Raw genomic sequence first — 24,651 nt, 5'->3', positions numbered from 1 at the left:
AACCCGGAGCGGTAGCGACGGGATCGAACACTCAACGATGTCGTTCTTGATCCGGTCGCATCCACCACCCCACGCGGGTTGCCCGCGCGGGGACCCCGGTCCGCTCGCGGTTCTGACACACAAACCAAGGTGAAAGCCATGACCAAACCCCTGAAAGCGATTCTGCTGCTAAGTTGCTTCGCCACCGCCCTGGTCATTCACGGGTGTTCGAAAGACAGCTCAACATTCACACCGGAAATTGAGCCGCTGCCGGCGCAATTGACCACTTACGCGCCGATGGACATTCCGGCGGACAATCCGATGACGCCTGAGAAAGTCGCGCTCGGACGGCAACTCTTCTTTGACGAGCGCCTCAGCGGCGACGGCACGCGTTCATGTTACTCGTGCCATGTTTGCGAGAAAGGCCTGACGGATGGCTTGGCGAAAGCTGTCGGTTCGTTCAACAAACAACTGCCGCGCAGCAGCCCGACGCTTTGGAACATCGGCTATCACAAAGAATTTTATTGGGACGGCCGCAGCCCTTCGCTCGAAAAGCAGGCGATGGCCGCGTGGACGGGCGCCAACATGGGCGCGAAAGCCGATGAGATCGCCGCGAAGTTGAATCAGCTGCAGGGCTATCGCAACCAGTTTCAAAAGGTGTTCGCCAGCGATGCGACCCCCGACAACATCGTGAAGGCGATCGCGGCCTTCGAACGAACGATCATCACCGGCGACACGCCCTGGGATCACTGGAGATCAACGGGGGGCGATGAATCAAAGATGAGCGCCGAGGTGCGGCGCGGGTGGAACATCTTCCAGGCGATCAAGTGCACTAACTGCCACGACGGCGTTTTGTTCACCGACTTTCAGTATCACAACGTCGGCATCGGCATGGATCAGAAAGAGCCTGACGTCGGTCGCTTCAAAGTCACGAACAATGCGAAAGACACCGGCGCTTTCATGACGCCGACGCTGCGCGACATTGCGCGTTCAGCGCCTTACTTCCATGACGGCAGCGCCGCGACGTTGGAAGAAGCGGTGGACATCATGCTCGGCGGCGGCAAACCGAATCAGTATCTCGACAAGGTGAACCTGCAACCGCACAAGCTTGTGGGGAGTCAGCGTGAGGATCTGCTGGCTTTTCTGAGATCGCTGAACGTGGTGAACTGCAATCTAAAGAAACCGCCGTTGCCACAGCAATAATTTGTAAAGCGTTGCCGTCTTTAAGGCAGCCCTAAGGGCTGCCAGATGGTAGCCGGGGGTCCGCCGACTCTCGCAACGGATATTTTGACGTCAATCAAGCCGCCACGGGCTTCGCGGTTAGCCGGTGCAGTCTTCCTTCGACTGCGCTCCAATCAATATTTGAGAAGAACGCTTCGATGTACTTCGGCCGATCCGCGGGCTTGTAATCAAGAATGAAGGCGTGCTCCCAGACGTCCATCACCAGAATCGGATTGAAGCCCGCCACATTACCGACCTCATGCAGCGTGATCCAGTGGTTCGTTAGCCTGCCGTTCGAAGGATCTTCGTAACAGATGGCCCAGCCGACGCCGCGCATCTTGCCCGTGCTGACGAAATTCGATTTCCAAATGTCGTAGCTGCCGAAGGATTCTTCTGCTGCCTGCCGGAACCCCGTCGTGCCGGTGGGATCGCCGGTGCCGCCGCCGCTCTTCAAATTCTCGAAATAGTATTCGTGCAGCACCATGCCGTTATATTCAAAGCCGAGACGGCGCGTCAGTTCTGAGTAGGCCGCGAACTCCTCCTGATCGACTTTGGCGTCCTGGATAAACTCCGCGATCTTTTCATTCAGTTTGTTCGTTTCTTTGACGTAGCCCTCGTACAACTTGAAATGCATCTCGATCGTTTCGTCCGAAATGCCCTTTAAGTTGCTGAGATTAAACTGCTGCGGCTTATAAGTCGTAGACATATCTTCCTCCAAATCACACAAAACGTAGGCGAAATATGAGAGTAAAGTGTGACGAAGGGATGTAGAGGTTTGGTTAATAGTGTTACAGAGCCCGGCACCGTAGGATCTGAATGTCTAGAGCACCATGGCTCCGAGAATTAGTCGAACTTCGTCAGGAGCGAAATGTGGGAGGTTACATCCCGCTCCTGACGGAGCTAATTCGAATGGTTAGGACTCGGTTGCTATAAACCTCGAGCTCCTAACCGAGCTAAGAAGCAGCATTTCCAAACGAGTGCCGATTTCACAAAAAGGGCACGACGTGATGCCGTGCCCTTCGTCCTGGTGCGCACTTCATTCGGTACGCAGCCGCTGGCCTGCTGAGCACGCGGAAGGCGTGCCTACCGCAGCTTAACCGAGCCTGCCGCTGAAGATTAGCCAGTCGCCGTGTGAAGTAGCCATCAGAAGCAACATCGGCAGCGATAGCCACGCGTTGGTGCGCGAAGCGAGGAACGCCTGGCGTGCCAGTTCAGGCGCGGCGGGCGGACCGCCTTGCAAGCCGGCAATGATGCGCTTGTTGGCCGGCCAAATTATTCCCCACACGTTCAGCATCATCAGAATACCGTATGCGCCGCCGACACCGATCGAGAGCGTCTTGTTGCTCGTCCATTCGGGGGTGAGCATGGCCGGGAAGAATCTCAGCAGGCCGTACGTGAACACCGCCACGAGGATGATCATCACGATCGCGAACACGCGTCCGTCTTTGGTGAGCGCCGGAACTTTCTTGATGATCAGGAACTGGATCAAGAAGAGGAAAATCGGGTAGCCGAGCCAGAACAGCAAAATCTTCCAGACATTTGCCTGTTGGCCGCCGAGGTTGTTCGCGTTATTAACGTCCGTCTTGAGAATGTACATCGCGAAGTATGCAAGACCGAAGAACACCGTAATCACCGCGCCCCAACGGAAGAACCAAAGCGCCGGCAGCAACAAATCCGGATTCACTTTTTTCTTCGTGTCCACGTCCAGCTTCTTTTGCAGCGGCACGTTGACGAGGTTGAAGAAGTAAAGCAGCCCGATCCAGGTAACACCCGCCACGAAGTGGAACCAGCGAAACGTAATTCGCATCAGCTCCTGGACATCCGGGGCCTTAAAGATGCCGTCGAGCATCGCCAGACTGACGGGAAGATGGACAGTCGCATCAATCAACATACGTACCTCCAGCGGAAGTCAGTCCCTGTACGCCAGGACTGAGAAGTTGTGCAGATTGTTAGGTATTGCGAGCGAAGATTACACCCAGACGCGTGCGGGCGCAACAGTTTTGCAAGACGCAGTTCGAAGGGAAATGCTTGCAGGCACAAATTCATTGCGGTAAAGGTACTTGTAGATGATGAAGAGGACCGTTCTTGCTGAATTGATTTTGCTGGCCATGCTGGGCTCGGTCGTGGCCCAGCGGCCCGGCGCGGGCGGAGCGGCATCGGGAAGAACATTGACCGTCGTGACTGAACCGGCCGCGATTGTTTGGCTCGATGAAGTGCGCAGAGGAACAACGGACGAAAGTGGAAAGCTCGCCCTTTCGAAAGTAACCGCCGGGGCGCACACCCTACGCGTGCGCGCTAACGGCTTCAAAGAAATCACCATGCCGGTTGCGGCCACTGCGCGCGGCGAGGTCCCGGTTCGACTGACTCGGACCACGGATAAAGCCGAATTGATCTTTCAACGGGCCGAAACGACGCGCGAATCGGCGAGGACCGACGAGACCAGACAGCAGGCGGTTGAGCTCTACCATCAAGCGCTGCAGGCTCGCGCGGCATTTCCCGCCGCGCACGTTGGCCTGGCTCGCGTGCTGTTGGATCTGAACAACACCGATGGCGCGCTTAACGCAGTCGATGCCGCCCGCGGTACTCGCCCATCGTATCCCGAGGCGTCTGCCGTTGAGGGCCGCATCTATCGCGAAATGGGCCAGACCGATGACGCGATCGGCAGCTTCAATCGCGCGATTCGTGAGAGCCGCGGCTTTCAACCCGAGGCGCACGTTGGCTTGGGCCTGATCTATGAAGACAAAGGGGAGCACGAACTCGCGGCGCGCGAATTTCAGATCGCTGTCAATCAGCTTGCCGACACTGAGCCGATCATCTACCAGATGCTGGGTGCGGCTTATGAGAAAGCCAATAACCCGAAAGAAGCAATCGTTGCTTATGAGAATTATTTGCGCCTAGCGCCTAATGGATCGCAAGCAACGGCCGTGCGGTCGATTGTTGAGCAACTCAAGTCGGAGCCGCCACAGTCGTAGCCCCAGCACAATAGACACCGATAACCCCAAGTGAAATAATCCAACGGTTTTGTGATCCATCCATCTGTGGCTGTCACAATGAGCACACCTGCACCCTCAACTTCCCGTCACGTTTCGCGCAAAGCGAGTCTCTTCACCGAATCAGTGATCCGCGAGATGACGCGCGAGGCCATGAAGTATGGCGCGGTGAATCTGTCGCAAGGCTTCCCGGATTTTCCCGCCCCGGAAGACATCAAGCGCGTCGCGATGCAGGCCATCGCCGACGACGTGAATCAGTATGCAATCACCTGGGGCGCGAAGGATTTTCGCGAAGCAATTGCGAAGAAGACGAAGTGGTATCTCGGCCTTGACATCGATCCCGAAACGGAAATTACCGTCACCTGCGGCTCAACCGAAGGAATGATTGCCGCCATGATGGCGACCGTCGATCCGGGCGAAGAAGTCATCGTCTTCGAACCTTACTACGAGAATTACGCGCCCGATGCGATTCTGTCCGATGCCAAGCCACGCTACGTGCCGTTGCGCGCGCCGGATTGGACTTTCGACCGCGACGAATTGCGCGCCGCTTTCAATCCGAAGACAAAAGCAATCATCATCTGCAATCCAAACAATCCGACCGGCAAAGTTTTTACGCGTGATGAGATGGAATTCATCGCCGGCCTCTGCCAGGAATTCGACGCGCTGTGCTTCACCGACGAGATTTACGAACACATTTTGTATCCGCGTGAGGGCGCCGAGATCGCGCACATCTCGATGGCGCAAATCGAAGGTATGCGTGAACGCACGGTGATCGTTAACTCGATGTCGAAGACTTATTCCGTCACTGGTTGGCGCGTCGGTTACTGCATCGCTTCACCGGAGATCACGAGCGCGATTCGCAAAGTCCATGACTTTCTGACCGTCGGCGCCGCCGCGCCTTTGCAAGCCGCCGGCGCTTACGCTCTGTCGCTGCCGCCGTCGTACTACGATCATTTGCAAGCTGACTATCGCGCGCGGCGCGATCTGATTCTGCCGGAACTGGAGAAAGCGGGTTTCAAGACTTTTCGTCCTGACGGCGCTTACTACGTCATGACCGATATCAGCAACTTCGGATTCAAAGACGACATCGAATTCACGCGACACCTGATTCGCGAAGTGGGCGTCGCCTGCGTTCCCGGCTCAAGCTTCTACTCGGCGGACGCGGCGGGCCTCGGCTCGCAGCAAGTCCGTTTCTGCTTCTGCAAAAAAGACGAGACGCTCATGCTGGCGAGTGAGCGACTGCGAAAACTGAATGGCTAGGAGCAATCATGCGACTTTCAAAACTGATCGGACTCGCGTTAACGCTTTTAATCTATTCAGTGTCGATCCATGCGCAGGAGCAATGGAAGAAGATTGCGCCTCCCGGAGCGTCATTCACGGTCACGATGCCGACTGTCGCCCAGAGCGTAACTCGGGTAGTTCCTTTGAGCGCGACGAGGACAGTCTCTGCTCGCGTTTTGTATTCGGTAGCTCACGGCCGCCGTTACGCGATCGCTTCTTTCGTCCGGACGACGGATGATCGCGTGCCCGCCCTGTCCAACTTTCCTGAATTCGCCACAGCGATGGAGTGGTCGCTTATAAGCGCTGAGGGGACGCCAGGATCATTGACGTTTCATCAGGACTTGTCCGAAGGGTCGACAATCATTAAGCAGTATCACCTTCAGCTTGGTGAATATAAAGGCGTTGCTCGATTCATCGCCACCGAAACTTCGCTGTGCGCGCTAGTGGTACTCGGCGCTGACGCAAATGATTCGGATGCGCGCCGATTCTTCACGTCTTTTGCTCTGGGCAAGATGAATAACGATGACGAGCCAGACGTAACGAATGTCATAAACAAGTCGGGCGGGTACTCCGTCCAGGAGTTACCGCCCGAGCCGTGGCCGCGAAAAGCTGCTCCAATTACGGGTGGCGTGCTCAATGGTAAAGCGTTGTCGCTGGCTAAGCCTGCATATCCAAAAGCGGCCCGGAAGAATCGCGATGAAGGCCCGGTGAGGGTGCGAATTGTGATCGATGAATTCGGGAAAGTAATTAGTGCGGAAGCGATTGAAGGTGCAGAAAGTCTGCGAGAGGCGGCAATCGAGGCTGCTTATAAGTCAGTCTTCACCCCAACACGCCTCATGGGTCAGCCAGTGAAGGTGTCGGGCGTTATCGTCTACAACTTTGTCGCGCCATGAGGACTATGAAAACCCTTAATCTTCTCGCCATTTGGGCCTGTCTGATCTGCCTCGTCAGCGCCCAACAAGTCGCCGATCCGGATTTCAGTACTAAGGTTGATCGTCCGGCATACAAGAAGAAGGGGCCCAAGGTTCTCTTTGACGAGGCGCACAACAATTTTCACACGGCCGGCGGACGCTACAAACCGTTCGCCGATCTAATCACCAGCGACGGCTATCAAGTCACGCCTAACAAAGAGAAATTCTCGGCGGCAACGCTTAAGGGTTTTAAGATACTCGTCATCGCAAACGCGATGGGCGCGGCCCAGATGAATGCGCCGACGGCATCTAACCCTGCGTTTACTGCTGAAGAATGCGATGCAGTGCGGGATTGGGTCAGGAAAGGTGGCGCGTTGCTCTTAATCGCCGACCATGCGCCGGTGGGAGGCGCAACTCAGATTCTCGGTGAGCGGTTTGAGATCCACATGAGCAAGCAGTACACCGCAGACGAGCAGAACTTCGAGAAAGAGACCCAGAACCCAGGCTTCATCGTGTACACCCGCGAAAGTGGACGCCTCGCCGATCATGCGATTACACGCGGACGACGCTCTGATGAACGTGTGAACAAAGTTATCGCGTTTACCGGACAGTCGCTGAAGGGGCCGGCGTCGAGTTTTGCTTTCATGAGATTAGCCGACACCGCTAAAGACCTGATGCCGGGCTCCGACACTAAGCCGATTTCCGCAGCCGGCCGTGCGCAGGGCATCGCGATGAAGTTTGGTAAGGGCCGCGCGGTTTTTCTTGGTGAGGCGGCGATGCTTTCAGCCCAACTTGCCGGTCCGAATCAAATGAAGTTCGGAATGAACCGTCCCGGAATTGATAACCGGCAACTGGCACTGAACATCATGCATTGGCTGTCTAGTGCATTGAAGTAGGTGACACTGCGCTAAACCTACGCGCTTGACCCGTCATTCCTGGCGGCCTACGATAAGCCATCCCCCGAAAAGCTGATCCCGTTCGTTCGTTGAGGTGAAGTAATGGCTGACGAAACATCGAACAAGTGTAAACATGGTCCATGCGACTGTGCGGCCGAAGAGGGAAGTAAGTATTGCAGCGAATACTGTAAGGAAGCCGACAAATCGCATGTAATGGAAATCGGTTGCGGCTGCGAACACGCTCCCTGTCACCTGTAGTCCCGACGACCCGTTTTATCCCGACCACTGCACAAATGGGCCGGACTGTGCCCCGCCGCTCGTCTTACAACTAAATCGCAACCAAACTGTGCCGTTGCTGACGGCAACCGCCCCTGCAATCCTCTGCATCAACGCACCGAGAGACTTCTTGCGGCCAACGCACGTGCCCGACGGATTGGCCCAACACATAAGGCGCGCTGCGCCATGATCATCGGAGGGTAAATATGAAAAGGCTTCTATTAATAGTTCTCGTCCTTGCAGTTTCGACATCAGTCGCGGTCGCACAAAAGACGAAGACCAGCGGCAACGCGTCAGCCGGCAATGAAACGAGTGTTTCAAAGCAAGGTCGTGAAGTGAACCTCGCCTCCAACACTGCGTTGGCGGCACAACTGGAAAATTCGTTGGACGCAAAGCGCACCAAGGTCGGCGACACGGTCGTACTTAAGACAACTCAGGCCCTGAAGCAGAACGGCGAAGTGATCGTGCCGAAGGGTGCAAAGCTGATCGGTCATGTTACGGAAGTGCAGCAGCACTCTAAATCAAACGGCGAGTCGCGTATCGGAGTCGCGTTCGATCGTTTGCAGAAAGGCTCACTCGACATGCCCATCACCGCGTCAATCGTTTCGATTACGCAAGCGCGTTCACAGACCCGCGCGACGGATTCGTCGGTCGAATCTGACGCGATGGCATCTTCGAGCACGCGCACGACAACGCGATCGTCAGGCGGCGGCGGATTGCTTGGCGGCGTGGGTAACGCAGTTGGCGGAACTGTTAATACGACCACTTCGACTGTCGGCAATGTCGCCGGCACGACGACCAACGCCGTCGGCAGTACAGTTGGGGCGACAACCAGCACGGCAGGTAATCTGACTGGTTCGCTCAAGGGGTTACAAATCAAACAGTCAACCACCGCTTCTGCGGAAGGCGGCTCAACGCTCAGTCTCAACACCGGCAATGTGCGTCTGGAGAGCGGGGCGACGTTCAATCTGCTCGTCAGCAGCTCAACCAATGCGGGAACACGTCAGTAAGTTTTTCCACGCGACTCTCTTGCTACCTACGGCGACGCGACCGACAGCGTCGCCGCTTTTTTTGAAATGCAAAGCGCCGTCAAGCCGGCGCACTCCAAATAGAGCCGGACATTGCGTTGACACGGCGAACGCGCTTTGTTAGCGTGACTCCGCCGAGATTCACCAGGCCACGCCGGCGTTTTCATTGAAGGCGCCGGCCTTCATTATGCCGACCAAAATCGCGCGATTTAGGGCCCGCAGCGCCATTCTTACCGTTTTGCTCGTGCTATGCCTGGCGACTCAGTCCGCCTGCAACCTGTTCGGCAGGTTTGCGAAGAAATCAGTCGAAGTTGAGAGACTCCTGACACCACTGGCTGAGGCTGACACAGCGCAGCTCATCGCGATGGTTAACAGCCTCGTCGCAGTTCGCACGATTCGCGCGAAAGTCGACATTCAATTCGAGGACACGTCATTCGCCACAGCCGGCATCGCTGAGAAATATCGCACCGCCGACGGACAGATTATTGTGCAGCGTCCCGGCAAGGTTTACCTGATTGTTCAGGCCCCGTTGATCGCTTCAGATATCGCGCAGATGACTTCAGACGGCGAGCACTTTCGCATAGCGATTTTCCAGGGAGAATCTAAATACAAGAAATTCTTCCGTGGCACGAACGCCGCCGCTTACGCAAGATTGGATGGGACTAGTGACGCGACGGCGACGGGTAAAGCAAATCAGGAAGCCCAGGCGGTGAAGGCCCTGTCGAATTTGCGTCCCCAGCATCTGACCGACGCGGTCCTGATACGTCCCATCGACACGCAAGCCGCGGGCTTGTTGTATGCGCGCAGCGAGTTCTTTCAATCTGAGAAGGATCCGGCCAGCAAGAAGCGTGTAGTGCGCGGCTACTATTTCCTGGATGAACTGCAAACTCTGGGGAATGGTTCGGCGCGGCTGCTGCGAAGATTCTGGTTTAATCGCGTCGGCGGCGTTAATTTTTCGCGTCTGCAAACCTTCGACGATCGCGGGGCGCTAACCACCGACGTTACCTATTCAGACTTCAAACCCGTCGGCGAACAGAACGTCACCCTGCCGACTAAAATCAGCCTGACTCGTCCCCAGGATCATTACCAGCTTAGTCTTACCTACCAATCTCCTGAATCCGTTGTGCTGGATCGAGAATACCCGCTCGACGTGTTCGTGCTGGAAAACAAGAACAATCTGCCCGAAGTCGATCTTGACGCGCCCAAGAAGCCTTGAAAGCGGCGCAAATCCCGTATTTCATTTCCAGCGCGCGGTGATAGACCCAAAAGTCGCAAAGGATTGCAAAGAGAATTATCCGCGTCGCCCGGGGAACGACTAGTTAGGCGAACTCCGGCGCTTGGGTTAATATTTTGCGTTTGTAAGCGGCATGAAAGTCTTCGACAGTCTGGTCACCTCAAACATTCGGCAGCGGCCCCTGCGCTCAGCGATCAGCATAATCGGTGTGGCGTTGGGCGTGGCGCTGGTGATGCTGTTTACTGGACTGACGCGAGGCATGTCGAACGATTTGCAGCGGCGCTCGAGCAACGTGCGGGGCGAGATCATCTTCACGCGCAAGGGGTCGATGCACGTGACTGCGTCAAGCACAAATCTGAGCACGAAATACGTTGACCGGCTTCTGCAAATTGAGGGAGTTGAGGCTGCGACGCCGGTTATTCGCCACATTTATCCGAGTGGCACGCTGGGGTTCGATCAGATCGAGGGCGTTGACTGGAAGGAATTTGCGCGGATGAATGATCTGCGAATAATCGACGGTCGCGCGCCACAGGGAAATTTAGAAGTGGTTATTGATCAGACGAAGGCCTCGCGGAACCATCCGGTCGGAAGCACCTTGAAAATTTTTGGCGACAAGCTGTACACGGTGGTGGGCATCTACGCGCCGGAGTCGGGCGCGCGCCAAAAGCTCGCGCTTGCTTCACTTCAGGAAACGCTCGAGGCCCCGGAAAAGTGTACTTACATCCTGATCAAGACGAAACAGACGGCTGATCCGGTCGCGGTGGCGCGAAGAATCGATCAGGAACTACCCGGCAACAACGTGCAATTCACAAAGGACGTGTTTGCGAGTGTAGAAAGTTCAATTCCGAGTTTGGGAGTCTTCTTGCGGATTCTCGTCGCCCTGGCCGCCGTCGTTAGTGCGCTGGTCGTAATGCTGGCGATGCATACCACGATCACTGAACGCACTCGTGAAATCGGCATCTTGAAAGCCATGGGGGCTTCGCGTGCTTACATCGTCGGCGAGATCGAACGGGAAGCTCTTTTAATCAGCGCACTGGGACTGGTTCTCGGTTTTGGCATCGCTTTGGGAGCGGGATTCCTGATTCACAAATCGACTGGCCTGCTGTTTGAATACGGCTGGAACTGGGCGCTGGTCGCCGCGGCGATTGGATTGGTAGGCGGCGCGATTGGCGCGCTTTATCCGGCGATGCGCGCGGCGAATCTTGATCCAGTGCAGGCTCTGGCATACGAATAGAATGGCGTCCGCGGCAGCAACAGGAAAGAAAGTGGCAATTCTTAAAGCCGAAAAACTCGAGAAGACTTATCGCATCGGCAAGGTCGACGTGCCGGCATTGCGCGGAGTGTCGCTCGAGGTTCAGGCCGGAGAGTTTGTCGCCGTGATGGGCCCGTCTGGCTGTGGTAAGTCAACGATGCTGCATTTGCTGGGTGGATTGCTGACTCCGACGAAAGGCCGCATCATTATCGATGGCGAAGACCTTACGGCCGCTTCGGATGCAAAACGAACCGACATCCGCCGGCGCAAGATCGGTTTCGTATTTCAACGATTCAATCTGTTTCCCACGCTGACCGCTGACGGTAACTTGCGACTCGCGGAGCGGATTCACGGCAATGGCGCCGGCGATCCCGAGCGTCGCCGCGAAATCCTGGGGATGCTGCGGCTCGAAGACAAGATGCATCATAAGCCGCTGGAACTGTCCGGGGGTGAACAGCAGCGCGTCGCGCTGGCTCGTGCAGTCATAACTCAGCCCGCGATCGTGCTGGCGGACGAGCCGACAGGTAACCTCGACTCTGAAAACTCAGCCATCGTGCTGAACATGTTTCAGGAACTCAATCGGCGCTTCAACCAAACGATCATTATGATCACCCACAATCCTGAAGCCGCCGCGGCTTGCGGCCGAATCATTCAAATGCGCGACGGTCACATCGTCGCGGCTTAGTCTCTCTCCTGGACAAGTTTTGCTGCAGTTCGAATTCAGGTTCAGCTTAGTTCTCGCGAATGTCGGCGTGGAACTGTGATTGCACTCGACAACCGCGGCTGGTTCGGATAGATTTCGCGCAGTTAGCGCCATGAGCTTCTTCTCGAGTACAGCCAAGAAGATTGTGTTTTGGAACTATCCCCGCACGTCCTGGCAGTGGGATGTGTTGTGCGTGTTAATCCTGGTTTTCATCTTTCTGACACCGAAATCATGGTTTCAGAACAGTGAATTCCGACCCCAGCGCACGGTGATATTGTCCGCCGAACTTGTTGGTGCACAACCAGATAGGGGCAATATCGAACGCCGCGCGAGGGAGCTTGCGGGCAAGCCCGAAAGCAACGTCACGGCAGTTCGCGAACGTCGGGACAGCGCCGGAAAGTTAATCGGATATGAGGTTGACATTCGCTGACCATAATCTATAATTTCAGGGCATCATTAGCCGGGCTAGCGCATCCAGGATGGCATGTTCGGCATCTTAACCCGGGGCCCGTATGGGCCTTAAGTTTTGGTGAGGAAAGAGTTTTGAGGAAAGGTATTATGAAAAAGTTCGTTCCCCATATTTTATCCATCGCTTTGCTGGTTTCAGCCGTGGCCTTTCTCCCGGCCACGCCTGCCCACGGACAAACCGCGGGACTGATCAGCTCCATCATCGGTCGGTTGGAAAAGAACAAACGCAGCCTGAAGTCGATGCGCGCCAACATCCAGATGGAGAAGTACAACTCGCAGCTGCGCGACAAGGATACCTACTCTGGTCTTGTGCTCTACATTCCGGGCGCGGCCGGCAACAGCAGCGCGTTTGTCCGGCTTGAGTGGCAGCGTCCGAAGCATGAAATTCTGGCGGTTGCCAACGGCAACTACACGCTATACCAGCCGCGACTGAACCAGGCTTATGTTGGAAAGACTGGAAGAATGAAGACCGAACGTGACAGCGACGTGCTGGCGCTGATGAATATGTCGGCGGCGCAGCTGCGCACCAAGTTCGGCGAATTCCAGGACGTCCGTGAAGAGACGCTCTGGGGAAACGTTTGGACACAGCACTTCAGAGCGATACCAAGTGGCTCGGCCAGCTATAAATACATCGAAGTGTGGGTCGACAAGGACGGCATGCCCGTGCAGACCAAGATGGTTGAGAAGAATGACGACTCGACCACGGTCCGTTTGAGCAATGTCGAACGCAACCCGTCGCTGCCCATGGATCAGTTCAAGCTGAACCTTGGCTCGGGCGTCAAGATTATCAAGGGTTAACTGCGGTTACAGTTTCAGTGAAGAAGGGCTTTGGGAAACCGAAGCCCTTCGCGTTTATAGCGCCAGCTGGTAATTTCGCACGCGTCGCAAGTTAACAACTTGCGCTACAAAAGCGCTCAGCATATTCTTCAAATTCTAATTGAGTTCCGATTCCTGGACATGTCGGGATCCTGACAAGCAAGATGCGCAAGAGCACCTTCTTAAAGTTAAAAGTTCGCGAAGCAGCTTTCATCAGCAAGGCGCTGCTATCGACGAACCACGTTGTACTGGCGCACATCATTCCGATGCGCCGTTGCAATCTCGCCTGCGGTTACTGCAATGAATACGATCAGACGTCGAAGCCGGTGCCGCTCGACGTGATGAAGCGGCGACTGGATAAGCTGGCGGAACTTGGGACCTCAGTCATCACCATTTCAGGCGGCGAGCCGATGATGCATCCTCAACTCGACGACATCATTCGGCACATACGTTCGCACGGAATCATCGCGGGGCTGATTTCGAACGGTTATTACTTCACTCCGGATCGCATTAAGCGTTTGAATGCGGCGGGTCTCGAATACCTGCAAATCAGCATCGATAACGTCGATCCCGACGAAGTTTCGCGCAAGAGCCTGCGCGTGCTGGACAAGAAACTCCGTTACCTGTCAGAGCATTCCGACTTTCACATCAATATTAATTCAGTGATTGGCGGCGGTATCAAGAAGCCCGAGGACGCGTTGACGGTTGCCAAACGAGCGGTCGAGCTCGGCTTTTCGACGACGGTGGGCGTAATTCATGACGGAGACGGAACGTTAAAGCCGCTGACTGAGAAAGAGAAGGAAGTCTTTCACGCGGTGAAGAAGCTCGGAAATAAAGATCACGCGCGGCTAAATTGGTTTCAGGACAGCATCGCTGAAGGCAAACCCTACGAATGGCGCTGCCGTTCAGGTTCGCGTTATCTGTACATCTGCGAAGACGGCAAGGTTCACTGGTGCTCGCAACAGCGCGGCTTTCCGGGAATTCCGCTCGAAGAGTACACGATGGAAGATTTCAAGCGCGAGTACAAGACCGAAAAATGGTGCGCGCCCACCTGTACCATTCAGTGTGTGCACCAGGTCGGAATTCTGGACAATTGGCGCGACCCGCAGATGTCTGAAGCCGAAGTAAGAAGAGAGCAGCAGAAGAAGAAAGAAGAGCGGATGGTGCGGATCCTCCGCCCGCAGTAACCCCGTTTGTTACTACTTCGACGGCTTGGTGCGATCTGAGACCGTTGAAGAGTGAATCGAATCCTCCATATCACCGCCTATCTGATACAGCGAAACTGAACTCGATAAGCCGAGTCCGGAGAGTCTCCCGGCCATAATCACAATTATCTCGCCGGGTTTAACCAGCCCGCCGTCGAGCAGGGTTTTTTCGCCGACCTTCAACAATTCCTCGGCGCTTTTCGAAGCCATGCAATGCAGAGGCTCGACGCCCCAGATTATGTTGAGCTCGTTCATCACATTGCGCGAGGACGTCATCGCAATGATTCGCTGACGCGGTCGCAGGGCCGACAACCTGCGCGCCATTAAGCCTGATTCCGTGAACACGAGGATCAAGCGCGTGTTCATCTCATCGGCGGCGAACGCCGCGGCCTCGCACAGGGCGCGGCTCACGCGGCCCGTTTGCCGGCCGGCGATCTTGCTCATGATGCTGGGTCGTTCCTGATCGCGGGTCTCGGCAGTTTCAATAATTCGCGCCATCGTCGCTACGGCAGCGACCGGGTATTGTCCCGTCGCGGTCTCGCCCGAAAGCATCAGGCAATCTGATCCATCCCATACGGCGTTGGCGACGTCGGTGGCTTCAGCGCGCGTTGGGCGCGGTTCATCCACCATCGATTGCAGCATCTGCGTCGCCGTCACGACCAGCTTGCCGGTTTCATTTGCCAGCTCGATGATTCGCTTTTGATAGACGGGCACCAGCTCAACGCTGGTTTCGACGCCCAGGTCGCCGCGCGCGACCATCACGCCATCGGCCACCTCGAGAATCTCGCGCAAATGATCGATCGCTTCGGCCTTTTCGATCTTGGCCACGAGCGGCGCCTCGCTGCCCGTTTCTTTGATTAAGCGCTTCGCGTCCATGCAGTCGGCGGCGGTGCGCACGAATGAAAGCGCGAAGTAGTCCACATCCTGCGTCGCAGCCCACCTGACGTCGTCGCGATCCTTTTGCGTCAGTGAAGGTATCGGCAGGGGGACGCCGGGAATGTTGATGCCTTTGCGCTCGCCCAACTCACCGCCGTTGATGACCCGCGTGATGATGTCGGTGTCCGTGATGCTCTCAACCCGCAACTCAATGGCGCCATCATCCAACAGGATGCGCGCGCCCGGGGGCACGTCGCGCGGCATGCTGTCGTAGTTCGTTGCTACCTGGCTGTTATCGCCTTCAATCGCGCGGGTGGTGATCGTGAACTGTTGATTCGTGAGCAGGGTCACCGGCTCATGATTCTTGAGCATGCGGGTGCGAATTTTCGGGCCCGAGAGATCGATGAGAATTGCCAAAGGCCGGTTCGTCTTGGCCGCCGCCGCGCGCGCCGCGCGAATATCCGCGGCTTTTTCGTCCTGCGTGCCATGCGACATGTTGATGCGCACGCCGTCTACGCCTGCCGCCAGCATGGCTTCAAGTATCTTTGGCTCTCGGGTTGAAGGGCCAAGGGTCGCGAGGATTTTTGCTCGTCTCAAGAAGATTCTGAACCTTTTATGTAGGAATGTTCTAGAACTATACCCTTTTGAAAGGCTTTTCTGGAAATCAGGGGACGACGGAAAAAGTCTATTGCCGCACGCGCTCCCAAACGGCTAATATTGGTTAGCAGACGCGCCCCCTCTCCTGCTTCCTCAAACAACTGAACTAGATTGCCCCTCCGACACAGAAAGGTCCGGCTTCATGCCTGAATTGCTCCGTTCCGCCGTGTCCCGCGCGCGCATGTACTTCAAGGATCGCCGGCGCTCGCCGCGCCTTAGTGTACGACTCGCTTTTTCCCTGTCAGTGATTCGGCAAACCAAACTCAAGCGGGTTAATGGGAATGACCGCACGCTCAAGGGACACACCCGCGACATCAGCGCGAATGGGCTCGCCATACTACTGCCGCAGATTCAGCTTGATGGCTATCATCTGGCGTCGGAAGATCGGGAAATGCAATTGGTGCTGGAGCTCGCCGGCGGGGTCGTTTCGATGGTCGTGGTGCCAAAGCGTTATGAAAAGTTAGAGCGAGCAGAACTCGGGTGTAACTACCTGATTGGCGCCCGCATAGTTCGCATCGATGAAGAAGATCGTATTCGTTATCAAAATTTCATGAAGCGTAGTCTTGAGCCAGGTCGCAAGCATAACGAATCCGACGCTCAACTGAACACGAGCCAGCCGAATGCCTTCGGGACGTGAAAGAACGGCTGTGCAGTGCGTGTCGGCTGCCAGGATAAATACCGCAGCTTCGGATCTCTCCCCACGCATCGAAACAGATTAGCGCGGCGGCGTTCGCCCCTCTCGGGCGCCGGAAGCCGTTTGTTCCACGGAATTCGCGTCGCCATCGTCACTCGATCTTTTTCGATTCGTCCCGCGGTGGCCATGCGCGAGCTGAATTGCCAGTCGGTTTGTCTCTTTCCCGTTGTCCAGTCCAGTCCCACATCCAACCACTCGCCCGTGGGCGCAACTTCGAACTCGAAATATTTTTCGACGATCGCGTTGTCGGGCGCGATGAAGATTTCGCACACATCCCGATCCCACAAATACATCGTCTTCGTTATTGTCTGCGGATGATGGTTGATGACGAGAGGCTCGGTCTGATTGCAAACGTAGCGTACGTACAGCGCGTATTCCGACCAAAGAATTCGCGCTTCGGCGTGGCGGCCAACGGGCGCAAGCTCGCCAGACCAATAGTGATCGATGGCCACCGGTTCTGCATTGCGCCACTCCGGTGCGTCGAGATAGTTAGCAATATCAACCGCCGTGTAATCTGCGGTCACAATCGCATCGGAATTCGGGACTTCGTCTTTTGTCATCCAGCGTCCGAGTCTAGCGCGGCCATGGTTCCAGTCCAACCCGATCGTAGGCGAAACTGTCCACAACACTTGATCAGTTCCACGGATCAAAACTGTTGGGAAATAGTTGAAACGGTGATAGAGTCCCGCCGCGCATTGCTGCCTTATTAGCAACTGTCGCTTTATCTTCTAATTAGTTTTACTTCAAGAGTTATGGCTGTCTCGTTTCCCGGAGGACAATCATGACGCGCCGCGAAATTCTATCCACATCCTGGCAGGCCCTGCGGCTGTTCGTTGTAATTACTGCCGTTACGTCGAGTCTCGGTCTGGCTACGCCAAAGGCGGCGGCGCAAACCGGGCTCTGCTCAAGTTGCAAGCCGCTTGTGCCGGCGAACCCTCAGCGGTGCAAGGAGCTTGAGGTTCAACTAAGTAAGCCGGCGCAGTTTGTTTGGCGTGGCCAAGCCCAACTCGACAAGTACGAACCGGTCATGGCCGAGTTCATGGAGAAGCTGTGTTACCGGGCGTGGCCCAGAGACGCGACGGCGCGCGACACTGGTCCGTACACCGCCACGATGGCCAACGGTCAGCTGAAGGCGCAGGCGTACAATCAGCACGCCGTATCGCGCGTTTGGTATTCGCCACCGATGTTCGAGTGGATGCGACGCTATCGGCCGGAAGACGAAACGAAGGCCCCCGCGAATCCGCCGCCGATACCGAATGGCGCGATGCTGGTCAAGGAGATGTGGACCCCGCCGCTCTCACGTTGGGCGGGGTCGTGTTGGGATTGCATGAAACCGGATAGCTCGGGCGCGGTCTTCTGGATCCGCGATGACAACACTTTCAGCACCGGTTGGTTCGGAAGTTGGTATGGGCCGGGTTGGACCCCAGCCTGGCCAGCGGCGGCCAGTAATCCACTGACCGGCAGCGGTGAAGGCTCGTCCCAGTTCTGTTCGAACTGTCACGCGGCGACGGTGTCGGGTAACACTTTCGTGTCGATGCGTAATTATGAAGGCAAGAATGCTTACCGATTCCTTACGCAGCTGGTGCCGAGTATTCCGCCCGCCACGCCACATCATGAACTCGTGGCATTGCCGCCAAACCGGGTCGCACGTCTCGGTGAAGCACTCTACGATTACGATGAAGACTTTTTGGATACTTTCAAAGGAGCGATGACCGCGCCTGATTGGGGTACGGTCAATCGCATGCCATCTCAGACTTACGATGACCTTGTGCTGGGCGGGAAGCAGAAGGTCACTCTTGGCAAGGACCCGGTCTATTTTCAGACTTCCACCCAGTGTCTCGGTTGTCACACGCCGTTCGCCACCGGTTTACAGTACGACATGACCACGCCGGTGCCGATGGCTGATCAGGCGAAGCTCCGCGGCTCGCTTTTTGATCATTCGCCGTACGGGGGTTGGGTAGCCTCGCCGATGGGATTGGCGGGTCGTGATCCGATCTTTTTTGCGCAACTGGAAAGCGAGATGAAGTTCAATCCCCAGTACGCCGCGGTGATTCAGGACACCTGCCTGCAATGTCACGGCATCATGGGCCAGCGGCAATACGCGCTGGACGCCAACGGAGATTGCGGAAAGTTTGAGCGGAGCATCGTTAACGCGGTGCCTTATCCGACCGGCAACGCCTCGGCGACGAATGCCAGTTATGGCGCGCTGGCACGAGATGGTATCTCGTGCGCTACGTGCCATCACGTGGTGCTGGGTGCTGACGCCGAGAAATATCGCAGTCTGCCGGCCAATCGATGTGTCGCGGAAAAGCAGAAGTCCTTCAACCCGCCCGCGACCCACTCGGGATTTGCGCTGACTTTCACGGGAAATTTTTTCGTCGGACCGCCCGACGAGCTGTACGGCCCATTCGAAAATTCGAAGGCCAAGTTGATGGAGAACGCCCTCGACATCAAACCCATTCACAACACGAAGACCTTGATGAGTTCCGAGATGTGCGGCAGTTGTCACACGATTCACCTGCCGGTGATCGACGACCCGCTGCCGGGCGTGACGCCGTCAGCGTCAGATCCGTTTAAGCAGTTTCGCAAAGTTTACGAACAAGCGACTTATCCGGAATGGGTTTTCAGCGCCTACCGCACCGGAGAGGCTGATGGGAAAAAGCTCCCCTCCGGCCCCGGCAAATTGGCGAAGTCCTGCCAGGGATGTCACATGCCCGACCGCGACAATCACGGCAACGAGTTTTCGAGCAAGATTGCGACGGTGGAAGAGTTCAGTAACTATCCGATGACCGACTACCGTTTACCCGCCGAAGATATCGATCTTCCTTTGCGCTCGCCTTACGGCCAGCACGAACTGGTGGGTTTGAATGTTTTTCTGCTCAAAATGTTTCAGCAGTTTCCTGACGTGCTGGGAATTCGCGTCAACAACCCGAGTGGCCTGCCGGGCTCAGTCCCGCCCCTGGTCACCAGCGAACAGGCAATGCTCGACCAGGCGCGCAACGAAACGGCGGCGATCAAAGTAACGCCCTCATGGGATCCGTTGAAGAAAACTCTAACGGCCCAGGTCGAAGTTGAAAACAAAACCGGCCACAAGTTTCCTTCGGGCGTCAGCTTTCGCCGCGCCTTTGTCGAACTGGCGGTGCTCGACAAAGACGGCAACACGCTTTGGGCGTCAGGACGGACGAACGATACGGGCGTAATCGTCGATGAGAAGAACCAACCAATCGCCGGCGAGCATTGGTGGAAGTCCGACTGTTCAGCCCGCATTCCCGCCGACGAAGAGAAATGGCAGCCACACTACAAGACAATCACGCGGCAGGATCAGGCCCAGATTTATCAGGACCTTTCAAAAAACAAGGCAGGGTTTCTGACCACGAGCTTCCTGATGATCAACGATGAGGTGAAGGACAATCGATTGCAGCCGCACGGCTTGCTACCTTTGGCCGAACGGCTGAAGATTGCCCACGCGCTCGGCGACACAACCCCGCTCAATTCGCGCGTCGATGAGAACATCGCGAAGGCCGTCGAGTCGAAAGGCGTCGGCGACGATCCTGATTACGAACACGGTGGCAAAGACAGTCTGACGTACGTCATTAACAACCTCGCCGGTAGTCCGGTAACCGTCCGCGTCACCCTTTACCATCAAAGCACCGCGCCGTATTTCCTTCAGGATCGTTTCTGCGTCGCGCCGGACGGACCGGATACGCGACGACTCTATTTTCTTGCAGGCCACCTGAACCTGGATGGCACTGAAGCTGACAGCTGGAAACTCAGGATTGTGCAGAATTCAGTGAACTGTAGTGTTGAGAGCGGGGCGTTTCGTTGTTCGTGAGCGAAATCCGAACCGCCTATCCGCTGCTCTCCCTTTGGGAGAGGTTGGGTGAGGGTGCGAAGCATAGCGGGCGGTTGATCTGTGCAGGTAACTAACTACTGACTTTAACCAGCCGCTAACGCAGGTGGTTCTGACTTCACCCCATGCCTTCGCCAAACGAGAAGCCGGGTGACCGAGGCCGGTAGACAACCTCGTCGCCTTCCTCGTCTTCTTTGGTTTCCGCCTGCCAAGTTGGATCTGAATACTGAAGTTTGTAAAGCCTCCAGTACAAGCCGTGCAACGCCAGCAAGTTCTGGTGCGTGCCCTGCTCACGAATCTCGCCGTGATGCAGCACGATGATGTTCTCGGCGCGCTGAATAGTGGAAAGCCGGTGCGCAACGATCACCGAAGTCCGGTTCTGCATCACGCGCGCGATCGCCTCTTGAATCAGCTGCTCAGTTTCGGTGTCGATCGAACTGGTCGCTTCGTCAAGAATCAGCAGGGCCGGATCGAATGCGAGCGCGCGCGCGAAACTGATTAGTTGCTTCTGGCCGACTGAAAGTCCGGCGCCGCGCTCGCGGACTTCCGACTGGTACTCGTGCGGCAGGCGACGGATGAAATTGTCGGCGCGGACTTCGGTGGCTGCCCACTGAATGCGTTCATCCGAAATTTCTTCTCGGCCGAGGCGGATGTTGCTCTCGACGGTACCGGTAAACAGAAATACATCCTGCAAAACCACGGCGAAATTCTCGCGTAGTGATTGCAAATCCCAGTCACGCACATCGACGCCATCGAGCAGCACGCGGCCTTTCTGCACATCGTAAAAACGCATCAGGAGGTTCGTGATCGTCGTCTTGCCTGAACCTGTGTGGCCAACGAGCGCGACTGACTGACCAGGATCGACCTTGAACGAGACGTCTTTCAGAACCCAATCATCGTCTTTATAAGCGAACCAGACGTTCTCAAATTCGATGCGACCTTCGGCGCGCCCGGCCTTCAAAGGGTTAGCTGGGGAGGTAATCTGAATCGGCAGATCGAGCGCCTTGAAGATTCGATGCGACGCGACCACGGCGCCCTGAAGCACGTTGTACTTGTCTGAGATGTCGCGAATTGGCTGAAAAAGAAAACTCAGGTATTGAATGAACGCGACGAGAGCGCCGAGCGAGAGCGCATCCTGCATCACCCGATAACCGCCGTACCAGATGATGAGCGCAATGCCGACCGCGCCGATGAAATCGACGAGGGGAAAGAACACGGCGTAGTAAAAAATCGTGTCAATGTTCGCTTTACGATGGTCGTCGTTGATTTTGGCAAACTGGTGCAGCGATTTCTCTTCCGCATTGAAGATCTGGACGGTTTGCGCGCCCGAGATGTGCTCTTGCAAGAATGCGAAGATGCGCGCAATGCGCGTGCGCACCATGTCAAAGCCGCGGCGCGCGCCCTTGCGAAACCAGGTAGTCGCCACGAACAGCATCGGCACGGTCAGCAACGTCACCAGCGTCAAACGCCAATCCATGTAAGCCATCACGCCGACGATCGCCGCAATCATCACGAGATCGCCGAGCACGTCAGTCACGCCCGAAGTGAACAACTCGTTCAGCGCGTCCACGTCCGCTGTCAGCCGCGTCATGATGCGTCCCGCCGGATTACGATCGTAGTAAGCGACTTCCTGATGTTGCAGCTTGTCGTAGATCTCTTTCCGCAGGTCGAACATGACGTACTGCCCGACCGTGTTCAGTAATACGGTTTGGAAATAGGAAGCCACGAACCGGAAAACCTGAACGCCAAAAAACGCCAGCACGAACAGATTCAAACCAGTCGTGATGCGCGGGAGGATGTACCAATCGATCGCGTATTGCGTGAACTTCGGTTGCAGCACGCCGAGCAGATTCAAGATCAGTGTGAGCACGAGCGCCGGAATCAGCAGCCGCACGTACGGCTTCAAATAGCGGAGCAGACGTCGCGCCACCTGCCAGTCGTACGTCTTGCCGATGGCTTCTTCTTCGTGAAATTTTTGGACGGCGGTTGACACTTCGAATTAAAGTCCTTTGAACGTCGCATCCAGCAGATGCTGCTTGCGCGGGAAATGCAACAGAATGCCAAGCGCGCCGATCGCGATGGCCGCCACGTAATAAGGTGAACCCGTTACGAAATAAGTTATGAGGCCCAGCAGGAGTGCCGCTTCACATAGGACAAATGCCACGACATATGCCTGTTGGACAAGGTCCAGCTTGTGCAAGTCAGCCGCCTTCGCGAGCAACTTCTGCTTGACCAGAAACGAAATTGCGACCGGAACAATGCTCAGCCCGATGAGCATGAGCGACAGAGTCGTTTTTTCAGGATCCGGAGGCACTGAGTTGATCCAAATCAACACCAGGTACATGGGAATCACCATTAAGATTCCCGCCCAGATAATCAGCATGTTTCGGTGGCGCTGCTCGACTCCCGGTTCAGCTTTGTCGTTCATGTCACTCCTCCCGCGCCGCTCATGTCGCCGCTAACTCTTCTTCGAGTAACTGGCGCTCGTAGAGATCCGCGTATTCGCCGCCCAGCGCGAGCAGCTCGTCGTGCGTCCCGCGCTCGATAATCCGGCCTTCGTCCAGCACGCAAATCATATCCGCATCCCGTACGGTCGAGACCCGGTGCGAGACGATGATGCTGGTGCGTTTGCGTTCGCGCATGATGCCGCGCAGCCGTGTCAGAATTCTTTCCTCTGTGTACGTGTCGACGGATGAGAGCGCGTCGTCGAGGATCAAAATGCGCGGTTCGCGAACGATGGCGCGCGCAATCGCCGTGCGTTGCTTCTGCCCGCCTGACAGAGTGATCCCGCGTTCACCGACCAGTGTCTCAAACCGATCGGGAAAATCGCGCACGTCACTGGTAAGTCCGGCGACTTCTGCTGCCATCTCGATCTGCGCGGGTTCGGCCTCGTCGCGGCCAAAGGCAATGTTCTTCGCCAGGGAATCACTGAACAGGAACGTCTCTTGCGGCACGTAACCGACGGCGCTGCGCAATTGGTTTAATGGATAATCGCGGACTGGCACGCCGTCAATGAACAGAGATCCTTCGGGCGCGTCAATGACGCGCGGAATCAAATTAACCAGCGTGGACTTGCCGCTTCCGGTGCGGCCCACAAACGCGACGGTCTGACCTTCTTCAATCGTCAGGTTGATGTCGCGCAAAACTTCGGGGGCATTGGCGTGATAGCGAAACGTGAGATCGCGAAATTCGATGCGGCCTTTGATCGGCGCTTGCTCTTTTACTTGCGGGAGGTCAGTGATGGCCGGCTTGACCCGCGCCACTGCGCGCATGCGTTTCCAGCTGGCCATGCCGCGCTGATAGACGTTGACGACGTAACCAATCGCAATCAACGGCCAGATCAGCCGAAAGAGATACATATTGAATTGCGTGAACTCACCGACCGTCAGCTCGCCGCGTACCGCCAGCGGCACGCCGGCCCAGAGGATGAGGACGAACCCCAGCCCGATCAGAAACGTCATCAGCGGCCGCATCACTGCGTCGATCCGCACCAGGCCGAGATTCTTCTGCGCGTATTCCCAATTCAACTTGTTAAAGGCTTCGATCTCGGCGTTCTCCTGCGCGTAGGCACGCACGACGCGCACGCCGGTGATGTTCTCCTGAGCGCGCGCGGTGATTTGCGCAAAGAAATCCTGGATCTGCTGGAAACGGGTGTGCACCTTCTGACCAAAGAACTTTACCGTCAGTGAAACCAACGGCATCGTCACGAACAGCAGCAGCGTCAACTTCCAGCTCAGGGCAAACATGATCGGCAGAATGAACAGCACCACAAAAACTGTTTGCAGGCTGTACATGATCATCGGGCCGGCGAGCTGTCGCACCGCCGAAAGATCGTTCGTCGCGCGGGCCATCAGATCGCCGGTGCGGTGCTCGTGGAAAAACGAGAGCGGTTGGTTGACCAGTCGCCGGTAGAAATCCTCGCGCAAGTCGTACTCGATATTGCGGGACATGCCGATGAGAATCCGGCGCTGCAGGAAGAGAAAGAGTCCGCTCAGCGCGCTCGCACCTAAAACCTTCAGCGCGGCGATGTTTAGTTTCGACCAGGTTACCTGGTTCCAGTTCTCGTCGAGCGCCTGACCGACAATTTGCGGAATCGCGACGTTAAAGACCACGCCCGCGACAATGCTGGCAATCCCAAAGATCAGCGACCATTTGTAAGGCCGGAAAAAACGCGCGAGTCTGCGGATATCGTCCATTGAACGGGAAAGAAAAACGCCTGCCATACAAATGAAGCCTGACGGTTCGACTTGCGAACCATTCAGGCATCAGTTGCAAAGCTTGAATTTAAATTTTAAGTGAGATCGATCAGGCAGG

The 24,651-nt window shown here is 56.2% G+C and carries 21 protein-coding genes; 14 read left to right on the top strand and 7 right to left on the bottom strand.

Annotation, left to right across the window (positions count from 1 at the left end):
- Positions 1-138 precede the first annotated feature (138 nt).
- Complete coding sequence (locus VFX97_09295) at positions 139-1,182, top strand: cytochrome c peroxidase (GenBank protein HEX5703378.1); 1,044 nt, start codon at positions 139-141, stop codon at positions 1,180-1,182.
- A 94-nt stretch (positions 1,183-1,276) separates the two neighbouring features.
- Here VFX97_09295 and VFX97_09290 read toward each other — a convergent pair whose 3' ends face one another.
- Positions 1,277-1,906: a Fe-Mn family superoxide dismutase gene (locus VFX97_09290; protein HEX5703377.1), complete on the bottom strand. Its 630-nt coding sequence runs from the start codon at positions 1,904-1,906 to the stop codon at positions 1,277-1,279.
- A gap of 387 nt (positions 1,907-2,293) precedes the next feature.
- Positions 2,294-3,091: a urate hydroxylase PuuD gene (locus VFX97_09285; GenBank protein HEX5703376.1), complete on the bottom strand. Its 798-nt coding sequence runs from the start codon at positions 3,089-3,091 to the stop codon at positions 2,294-2,296.
- A 178-nt stretch (positions 3,092-3,269) separates the two neighbouring features.
- On the opposite strand from VFX97_09285, the gene VFX97_09280 reads away from it, so the two are divergent.
- The 11 genes from VFX97_09280 (at position 3,270) to VFX97_09230 (ending at position 14,242) form a co-directional block, all read left to right on the top strand.
- Complete coding sequence (locus VFX97_09280; protein HEX5703375.1) at positions 3,270-4,172, top strand: tetratricopeptide repeat protein; 903 nt, start codon at positions 3,270-3,272, stop codon at positions 4,170-4,172.
- Between the two features lie 78 nt (positions 4,173-4,250).
- Positions 4,251-5,450: an aminotransferase class I/II-fold pyridoxal phosphate-dependent enzyme gene (locus VFX97_09275; protein ID HEX5703374.1), complete on the top strand. Its 1,200-nt coding sequence runs from the start codon at positions 4,251-4,253 to the stop codon at positions 5,448-5,450.
- Between the two features lie 8 nt (positions 5,451-5,458).
- A complete protein-coding gene (locus tag VFX97_09270) occupies positions 5,459-6,364 on the top strand; it encodes an energy transducer TonB (protein ID HEX5703373.1) in 906 nt (301 codons plus the stop codon).
- Between the two features lie 5 nt (positions 6,365-6,369).
- A complete protein-coding gene (locus VFX97_09265) occupies positions 6,370-7,278 on the top strand; it encodes a DUF4350 domain-containing protein (protein ID HEX5703372.1) in 909 nt (302 codons plus the stop codon).
- A 482-nt stretch (positions 7,279-7,760) separates the two neighbouring features.
- Positions 7,761-8,564, top strand: coding sequence for a hypothetical protein (locus VFX97_09260; protein HEX5703371.1), 804 nt, complete (start codon positions 7,761-7,763; stop codon positions 8,562-8,564).
- A gap of 205 nt (positions 8,565-8,769) precedes the next feature.
- Positions 8,770-9,798 carry a hypothetical protein gene (locus tag VFX97_09255; GenBank protein HEX5703370.1) on the top strand — a complete coding sequence of 343 codons (1,029 nt, stop codon included), beginning with the start codon at positions 8,770-8,772 and terminating at the stop codon, positions 9,796-9,798.
- Positions 9,799-9,949: 151 nt separating this feature from the next.
- Positions 9,950-11,050, top strand: coding sequence for an ABC transporter permease (locus tag VFX97_09250; protein ID HEX5703369.1), 1,101 nt, complete (start codon positions 9,950-9,952; stop codon positions 11,048-11,050).
- A 31-nt stretch (positions 11,051-11,081) separates the two neighbouring features.
- Positions 11,082-11,753 carry an ABC transporter ATP-binding protein gene (locus VFX97_09245; GenBank protein ID HEX5703368.1) on the top strand — a complete coding sequence of 224 codons (672 nt, stop codon included), beginning with the start codon at positions 11,082-11,084 and terminating at the stop codon, positions 11,751-11,753.
- 130 nt (positions 11,754-11,883) lie between these two features.
- Entirely contained in the window at positions 11,884-12,201 is a 318-nt protein-coding gene (locus VFX97_09240) for a hypothetical protein (protein ID HEX5703367.1), read from the top strand.
- Positions 12,202-12,329: 128 nt separating this feature from the next.
- Complete coding sequence (locus VFX97_09235; GenBank protein HEX5703366.1) at positions 12,330-13,037, top strand: outer membrane lipoprotein carrier protein LolA; 708 nt, start codon at positions 12,330-12,332, stop codon at positions 13,035-13,037.
- Positions 13,038-13,219: 182 nt separating this feature from the next.
- Positions 13,220-14,242 (top strand): radical SAM protein, encoded by a 1,023-nt coding sequence (locus tag VFX97_09230; protein ID HEX5703365.1) that lies wholly within the window; start codon positions 13,220-13,222, stop codon positions 14,240-14,242.
- A 12-nt stretch (positions 14,243-14,254) separates the two neighbouring features.
- Here VFX97_09230 and pyk read toward each other — a convergent pair whose 3' ends face one another.
- Positions 14,255-15,733 carry a pyruvate kinase gene (pyk, locus tag VFX97_09225; GenBank protein HEX5703364.1) on the bottom strand — a complete coding sequence of 493 codons (1,479 nt, stop codon included), beginning with the start codon at positions 15,731-15,733 and terminating at the stop codon, positions 14,255-14,257.
- Between the two features lie 202 nt (positions 15,734-15,935).
- Here pyk and VFX97_09220 point away from each other — a divergent pair, with 202 nt between their 5' ends.
- Positions 15,936-16,430: a PilZ domain-containing protein gene (locus VFX97_09220; protein HEX5703363.1), complete on the top strand. Its 495-nt coding sequence runs from the start codon at positions 15,936-15,938 to the stop codon at positions 16,428-16,430.
- On the opposite strand, the gene VFX97_09215 is transcribed toward VFX97_09220, so the two are convergent.
- Positions 16,391-17,047, bottom strand: coding sequence for a carbohydrate-binding family 9-like protein (locus VFX97_09215; protein ID HEX5703362.1), 657 nt, complete (start codon positions 17,045-17,047; stop codon positions 16,391-16,393). The genes VFX97_09220 and VFX97_09215 overlap by 40 nt on opposite strands.
- A 221-nt stretch (positions 17,048-17,268) precedes the next feature.
- On the opposite strand from VFX97_09215, the gene VFX97_09210 reads away from it, so the two are divergent.
- Positions 17,269-20,319: a hypothetical protein gene (locus VFX97_09210; GenBank protein HEX5703361.1), complete on the top strand. Its 3,051-nt coding sequence runs from the start codon at positions 17,269-17,271 to the stop codon at positions 20,317-20,319.
- 136 nt (positions 20,320-20,455) lie between these two features.
- Here VFX97_09210 and VFX97_09205 read toward each other — a convergent pair whose 3' ends face one another.
- The 3 genes from VFX97_09205 to VFX97_09195 are packed head-to-tail and all read right to left on the bottom strand — an operon-like array spanning position 20,456 to position 24,533.
- On the bottom strand, positions 20,456-22,330 hold the full coding sequence (locus VFX97_09205) for an ABC transporter ATP-binding protein (protein HEX5703360.1): 1,875 nt from the start codon (positions 22,328-22,330) through the stop codon (positions 20,456-20,458).
- 6 nt (positions 22,331-22,336) lie between these two features.
- Positions 22,337-22,765, bottom strand: coding sequence for a hypothetical protein (locus VFX97_09200; GenBank protein HEX5703359.1), 429 nt, complete (start codon positions 22,763-22,765; stop codon positions 22,337-22,339).
- Positions 22,766-22,784: 19 nt separating this feature from the next.
- Positions 22,785-24,533 (bottom strand): ABC transporter ATP-binding protein, encoded by a 1,749-nt coding sequence (locus VFX97_09195; protein ID HEX5703358.1) that lies wholly within the window; start codon positions 24,531-24,533, stop codon positions 22,785-22,787.
- Between the last annotated feature and the right edge of the window lie 118 nt (positions 24,534-24,651).

This window comes from Pyrinomonadaceae bacterium, assembly GCA_036277115.1.
Lineage (GTDB): Bacteria > Acidobacteriota > Blastocatellia > Pyrinomonadales > Pyrinomonadaceae > UBA11740.
This window is presented reverse-complemented; position numbering and strand designations above follow the sequence as displayed.